Origin of the sequence: uncultured Shimia sp. (genome assembly GCF_947493595.1) — a bacterium.
Lineage (GTDB): Bacteria > Pseudomonadota > Alphaproteobacteria > Rhodobacterales > Rhodobacteraceae > Shimia.
In genome coordinates this window covers 41,584-48,457 of the sequence record NZ_CANLRL010000014.1, presented here as the reverse complement: position 1 = coordinate 48,457, position 6,874 = coordinate 41,584, and the positions used below count along the sequence as shown (strand labels likewise).

The following is a 6,874-nucleotide window of genomic DNA, read 5'->3' as shown; positions in this document are numbered from 1 at the left end:
CAACCCAGCCGCAAGCGCTTTTTTCAACTTTCTGCAAAAACACGCCAACTTTCTACAAAACTCAACAATATCAACACTCTAAACAGAACACCCCCGCAGCCAAAAACAAGACAAACACACAATCACAGTAAACAAATCACCCACAACACAACTTATCCACAGACTCAGACCAGACTCACCATAGAGTCGCCGCGCAACACCACAGCAAGCACCCAAAAACAACGTCGGTATCACGTCGGTATCGCGACTGCATCACGGAGGTGCGGATATGAGGCAGAAACAGGGACCTTTCGGAAAGGTGAAGACTGCGGGCGGTGGGGAGGTCAATCGTTAGGCGCTTGACCTTAAAAGCGCTACGCTGGCGTAGACCCATATTTTACATATCGGAACCGTCATGACTGTGACACTGAAATTTGTCTCCGCCCTGCCCGACCCAAAAGCTTTTGAGACACTCATGCTGGAATACTACACCATCATGGCGTCCAAGCTATCGGATGCGGGTGGACCGAAGCTGTCTGCCGACGCACTCGCGCGGGACACACTTACCCATATGCCGGAGCTGCTGCCGCCCGATGGGCGCACCTTACTGGCGCATGACGAGGCTGGCAGATTGATTGGCTGCGGCGTCTTGCGCAAAGTGCGGCCGGATGCGGCGGAGCTGAAACGTATGTTTGTGCGTCCGGAGGCACAGGGGCTTGGGCTAGGACGTAAGCTGTTTGAGATGCGGATCGCCGCGGCCAGAGAGATGGGCTGCACCACTCTTTATGCGGACACCGTCAAAGGCAATCGCGCCATGTTGTCGATGTATGAGAGGCTCGGGTTTAACTACATCCACCGCTATCGCGAAAACGCCAACCCGCCGGAGCTTGATTCATACTTAGTTTATCTGGAGCGTCGCCTCACATAAGCTTGGTGGTGCTTGTGTGACAAACCAGCCACCGGCAAGAAGACAAGAGATGCGCCTGACCTCAAGGATCAGGCGTCTTCTGTTTCACTGTTGTTCTGCCTGGGTGCGCCCACATAGCCCGACACCGCTTGCAAAATGCGGAACGCTGTTGAGGCGTCGTTTTCGACCACAGCCATAAATTCACTTTCGCCCAAGCGCAGCATCTCTAGGTCGGTCTTGGCATACATGTCGAGCGCCCGCTTCTCTTTGCGCAGCAACGCCAATTCGCCAACCAAGGTGCCTGGCCCGGCTTCGGCCACCACATGGGTCTCTCCATCCGGAGTGCTGTAGCCCAACCCGGCCTCCCCTTCGAGGATCAGATATGCTCCATCAGATGGGTCATCGCCCATATGGAAGACATACTCCCCGGCAGGCGCACTGTGCCATTGCGCCCCAAAGGCCAGCAGTCGCATTTGCCGACGAGACAGGCCGGCAAACATATCCGCAGAGGTCAAAGCCCGCATCTTGCGACGCAGGTCGGCACTGGCCGCATTGTCAGAGTCGTCCACCGCAGCCACACCGCTGTCTTTCAGCCGTCCGTGCTCCAGCTCCAACACAAGATCAAAGCTGTCAGCGTCTTCAAACTCTTCCTCCAAATAAAGGAACGTGGTGTTGGGCAGCAGCGCGCGCAGGTTGGCGATGGTGTGGGCGGCTTGACCTTCCTCATAATTGGCCAGACACCGATTGAGGATCATGACATCGGGTTTTTTGATCGCTGCACGGCTGATGGCAAGCGGTTCGGCAAAGGCCGAAGGCAGCCCTGCCCCGCCAATTCCAGTTGGCACGGCAAACAGCAGCTCAGCCACTTCTTGCTTCATGCCAGCTTCCGCCAATGTCTGAGCAACAATGTCACGAATTTGCTCCGCACGCGGGCCAGCGGAGGCGGCCAACTTTCCAAAGATCGCGTTTTCCAAAACCGTCAGGCCCGGGGCGTAGCGGTCTTCGCGCAAGGGAGCAAAATACACTGCCGTCCATTCCGACAGCTTTTGTGCCTCAACGTGGCGCAGCTCTAGAATGGTCTGTTTGAGTTCCTCACTGAAGCCCGCGCCAATACGTTCCGCGGAAACCAGCAGCGGCAGCGAAATCATTTGCTCCAGCTCTTCCTGAGTCATATTGGCCAGTCGTACGTCGCGGCTTTTGGCAAAGAGTTCGACGTTGCGGGTGAAGTCGTCCGGGTCAAAGCCAAGCTGTTGGAACAGCGGGTGGTCGGTGCCATCCACGCCAAACGTCTGGTTCAGCATCTCCACAACTTCCCGGCTCATGCGTAGAATGCTTTCCTCGATGCCAAGCTCTTGCAGCAGTTTGAGGAATTCGCTGATCCGTTGCTCCCGACCGTCGGTGATGACCTGACGCGGGGTGGCAAAGAACAGGTTGGCGGCCACCGGCAGCGCCGGGTTGTATTGCTCGCGGTCAAAGCGGAAGTAAGCTTTAGTCAGGCCGGCCTTATCTAGCGCTTCGCGGATTTGCGGCCGCAGATCGACAAGGGTTTGGGCCAGTTCGGCGTGATCACTTTCCACAAAGGGTTGGTCGAGGCCCTTGCGGAACAGCGCATTGCCCGCGCCGGTGGCGTCCATTACCGCAATCCACCACGCATGCACATCATCTTCGTTGGCCAAATCCCCCAGCGTTGGATTCACCCAGTCGGAATAGAGCCGATCCAGGCTGTTGCCAGTGCGTTTGGACTCATATGCCCGTTTTTTTTCTTCTGCCTCGCCCATTGGATCGGGGCGGTCTGTGATTGGCTTCTGCTTCAGCGGCATCAGCACGTTGTCGCCAAATGTACCCTCAAACACATAGGGCGACGGATCAGCGTAACCGATACGGGTGGCGATCACCCGCTGGTGCAGATCGTTGAGTTTCACACCGCCAATTTCCAACACGCCACTCAGAGGTGTGATTTCTCGAGTGAACAACTCGGCCACGGCACGGCGTTCTTCGGCGTCTTGCGAGCGGATGCCGATCACCGCGCCTTGGCGCACCGTGGTGGAGATGTTTTCCAGCACGCTGTCGCCATCATGATCACGCACATAAACGTCTTTGAGAACAATGTCGCCGGTCAGGCGCGGGATGTCCTCCGGCTCGTTTTCGATCAGCTCTTCGTCCACCATGCCGGACGGACCAAAACGATCACCAATCAGGTGCCAGCGCAGGGACAGGTCAGCGACGCGGTTGTAGTAGTTCAGCAGTTCTTTCCATGGGGAAGAGAGATCTTTGTAAGCCGCAAGCGCGGCGACCAGCGCCCCAAGGGTGACTTGGCCGCGGATCACCAGAAGACCGCCAACGAGATAAAAGAAGAAAGGTGTCAGTTGCGTGATGAAGTTGTTGAGGAACTTCATGAAGAACTTCTTCTTGTAGATCGACAGGCGGATCAGGAAGAGCGTTCCCAGACGGCGGGTGATTTGTGACAGGCGGTAGCGCCAGCCGCCATTGCCACGCAGTTCCGGCGTGCCGGTTGCGGTTTCGCCAATCTCGGCGGCGAGGTGGCGCACCTGCACAATGCGGTCTTTGTTGAGCAAGTTGATTTGGCGCTGCAATTTGGGAATGATCCAAGCTTGCAAGGGGATCAGCGCAATTGCGGCGAGGCCAAACCAGACGTTTTGCATAAACAGGAAGGCCAGAATGGTCAGCATCTGCCCGGCCTGCATGACCGGCAGGCTGATCGCGTCGCCCATCATACCGCCAAGAGGCTCGGCCTCCGCGGTCACCATACTGACCATCTCCCCTTGGGAGGTGCGGCGCAGGTAAGGTTGCGGGAAGCGGGTGATGCGCGAAATCAGCGTAAACCGATAACGACGCAACATACGCTCAGACAATACACCTTTCATGGTATTGATGCGCATCTTCATCAGCCCGTGCACCAGCACCGCCAGCAAAAACAGGAAGCTGAGCATGATCAGGTAGTTTTCCTGCGTCATCTCCCAATTGTACACGTCGATATAAGAGGTATCCGCATCAATCGCGTCGTTGATGATGCGTTTGGGCAGCTCCAGCGTCAGGAACTGCAGCGGGAAAAGGCACACCGTGAGCGCCAGAAGCGCCATCTGGTCACGTTTCGAATACTTCCAGATGAAGGCAAATAATGAGCGTTCTATACCGTCTACTCCCGGTTTGCAGCACGGGCTCCGCGCCGTCCCATTTGGCAAAGGCTACCAATGGAGGCGGGACCTGTTCAAACGGATTCTTACCGGAAGTTTGAGAGGGTGAAAACAGAGGTTTGCTGTTCCCTGATTCTCCAGCTAGTCTCTTTTCAGAACTTAGGATGGGGCAGAGGTCTATGGACCAGATCACGACAGTGTTGTTGCTGGTCGCGGCATTTCAGATCAAACACTTGGTGGCGGATTTTTTCCTACAGAACGCCAAGATGATCATGGGCCGTGAGAAATACTGGCACATGGGGCGCGCGCAGCATGCGGGCATCCATGCGGCGTTTTCTGTGGTTGTGTTGGCGCTGTTTGGTGCCAGCCCCATGCTGATTTTCTGGATGGTGTTGATTGAATTCATCGTGCACTTCCACATCGACTGGGCCAAGGCACGTTATTCCGTAGATCGAGAACTGCGCCCCGATCAGCCGCTCTATTGGTATGCTATGGGCACCGATCAGGCGTTGCATCAACTGACCTATCTGGTGATGATCTGGGCGTTGTTTGCCTGTCAGAGCTGACTTAGTCAGCTGTAAAAACATCCACGATGGCGTGAATGTCTTGCGCTTCACTCACTACAAACACCCGTGATTTTGTACCTGCTCGCGCGGTCACAACCACCTGAACCGGTGCATTCACCAAAGCAGGTGAGAGGAACCGTGCGCGCAGGTCAATGATTTGCGTACCTGGCGACGTGTGACGAATGCCGGCCTCAGCCAAAGCGCAAAGCAACATCCCGGGGGCTACCACATCAGCGAACCCTGCTGCTCGCGCAACCTCTGGGTCGTTGTGCAACGGGTTGGGATCGTGTGCCAGAGCGGTGTAAAGCGCGATGTGATCGGCGGTGAGTTTTTCAGTGAGGAGTGCTTTTGCCCCCGCACCCACCATACGTGCGTGCAGCTTCGGCGCGACCAAAGCACGGATGGCGTCTGGCATGAGGAAACGCACGCGGGTTTCCATTGTGATGTCTGTGCCCAGCAGGCGACACGTGTGGCACGCAATGGACCCGTTATTTTCACTGGATAGGCCAACCTGCGTTCCTGCTGCCAGAGCATGATCCGCGAGCGCTGTGAACCGTTGAGATTCTTGAACAGCATACAGGCCCTCCGGTGCGGTGAAGCGCTGCCGCAGATCCATCAACGCAGGATCTCCCAAAAGGAAGGCCGCGCGAACTATTGGTAGACCAATTGAAACCGGATGATTCAACAGTGTGACCAGCAGGTCTTGCAGCGCATTAACATCGGCGCTTGAAACCCCTGCCTGCAAAGTGACCGTTGCCGGAGATATGTCAGCTGTGTTCATAGGCTTTGGCAATCAAAGTGGCGTTGATGCCACCAAAGGCCAATGAGTTGGACATGACGGCGCCCAGTTGCTTGGGTTTGGCCACGTTGGCGACCGGATCAATGTCGATTTTGGGATCAACCTCTGTGAAGTTGATTGTGGGTGGCACCGATTGGCGTTGCAGCGCACCAATAGCGACAATCATTTCCAAAGCCCCCGCCGCGCCAAGGGCGTGACCGTGGATGGGCTTGGTGGAGGAGACATCAAGGCCATCCAATCCCTCCCCAAACACGTCGCGCAAGGCCGTCACTTCATTCACGTCATTGGCCACCGTGCCAGTGCCATGGGCGTTTACATAACCAATGTCGGCGGGCGTCAGGCCAGCGGATTTGAGGGCCATACGCATACAGGCTGCAGCCCGCTTAGGATCAGGGCGCAACAGGTCTCCCGCGTCAGAATTGGTGCCAAAGCCAACCAATTCACACAGAATGGTCGCCCCGCGCGCCTCCGCGCTTTCCAGGCTTTCCAGAACCAGAACGCCGGCGCCTTCCCCAAGGGTCATGCCATTGCGGTCCTTGCTAAACGGGCGATTTTGCTCTGCGGTCATCACACGCAAGAGTTCCCAGACCCGAAATACGCCACTCTCCAGACAGGCTTCGGAACCGCCAGCAAGGCAGCGCTCCACCTGACCGGAAGCGATCATCTGATAGGCCATACCGATGGATTGGCTACCGGAAGAGCAGGCCGTGGCCAGACACAGCGCCGGGCCGGTGGCGCCGAACTCCATAGAGACCCAACTGGCAGCGGCGTTGTTCATGATTTTAGGCACGGACATCGGATCGAGCCGCATGGACCCTTCGCGGCCCAGTTTCAGGTAGTTGATATTGAGCGTCTGCCCGCCGCCAAAACCGGAGCCAATTGAGACGCCGCAGCTGTCACCGAAGTGTTCTTCAGTCAGTCCAGCCTGCGCCACCGCTTCCCGCGCTGCGGTGAGCGCGTATTCGGCCACAGGTTCCCGCATGCGATGGGGTTTCTCCCCCAAAACTTGCACCAAATCTGCCTCTGACAGGCGTGCAGCGGTTTTCACGCGTTGCGCGTCTAAATCGCCAAAGTGGATAGGCTTTACACCGGATACGCCAGTCTGTGTTGCGTCGGTAAGCACGTCGGCGCCAAGACCGCAGGCGGAGACGGCGCCTAGGCCGGTGACAACGACGCGGCTCACGCTTGGGCGGCCTGGTGTTCTTCGATTTTGGAGATCGCCAGATCCAGCAGATCTTGCACGGTCACCACGTCGGTCAGCTCATTATCCACCGAAACATACGCGCCGTATTTTTCCTCAATGGCCATCAGGATCATCACAAAGTCCGCAGACTGGATATCCAGCTCCTCAAGCTTTCTTTGTGGTGTGATTTCAGAGGGTTCGACCATGCCTTCCTGCGCAACCATCTCCAGCAAGTCTCGGGTCAGCGTGTCGCGATCGGTGCTCATCGGCGTCCTTCCAGTCGTC

At 56.8% G+C, this 6,874-nt stretch carries 6 protein-coding genes; 2 read left to right on the top strand and 4 right to left on the bottom strand.

Translation table 11 applies throughout. From position 1 onward, the window contains the following. Window positions 1–394: 394 nt before the first annotated feature. Window positions 395–907, top strand: coding sequence for a GNAT family N-acetyltransferase (locus Q0955_RS20565; RefSeq protein WP_299428696.1), 513 nt, complete (start codon window positions 395–397; stop codon window positions 905–907). 68 nt (window positions 908–975) lie between these two features. Here Q0955_RS20565 and Q0955_RS20560 read toward each other — a convergent pair whose 3' ends face one another. Then, window positions 976–3,987 carry a cyclic nucleotide-binding domain-containing protein gene (locus Q0955_RS20560; protein ID WP_299428693.1) on the bottom strand — a complete coding sequence of 1,004 codons (3,012 nt, stop codon included), beginning with the start codon at window positions 3,985–3,987 and terminating at the stop codon, window positions 976–978. Between the two features lie 233 nt (window positions 3,988–4,220). Here Q0955_RS20560 and Q0955_RS20555 point away from each other — a divergent pair, with 233 nt between their 5' ends. Beyond that, window positions 4,221–4,607, top strand: a complete 387-nt coding sequence (locus Q0955_RS20555) for a DUF3307 domain-containing protein (RefSeq protein WP_299428690.1) — start codon at window positions 4,221–4,223, stop codon at window positions 4,605–4,607. A gap of 1 nt (window position 4,608) precedes the next feature. Here the strand turns inward: Q0955_RS20555 and Q0955_RS20550 are convergent, their stop codons facing one another. The 3 genes from Q0955_RS20550 to Q0955_RS20540 are packed head-to-tail and all read right to left on the bottom strand — an operon-like array spanning window position 4,609 to window position 6,855. Further along, a complete protein-coding gene (locus Q0955_RS20550; RefSeq protein ID WP_299428687.1) occupies window positions 4,609–5,388 on the bottom strand; it encodes a MaoC family dehydratase in 780 nt (259 codons plus the stop codon). Then, window positions 5,375–6,589 (bottom strand): beta-ketoacyl-[acyl-carrier-protein] synthase family protein, encoded by a 1,215-nt coding sequence (locus tag Q0955_RS20545; RefSeq protein ID WP_299428684.1) that lies wholly within the window; start codon window positions 6,587–6,589, stop codon window positions 5,375–5,377. Before Q0955_RS20545 ends, Q0955_RS20550 begins: the two co-directional genes overlap by 14 nt. After that, window positions 6,586–6,855, bottom strand: a complete 270-nt coding sequence (locus Q0955_RS20540) for a phosphopantetheine-binding protein (RefSeq protein WP_299428682.1) — start codon at window positions 6,853–6,855, stop codon at window positions 6,586–6,588. The genes Q0955_RS20545 and Q0955_RS20540 overlap by 4 nt, the downstream gene beginning before the upstream one ends. Window positions 6,856–6,874: the final 19 nt, after the last annotated feature.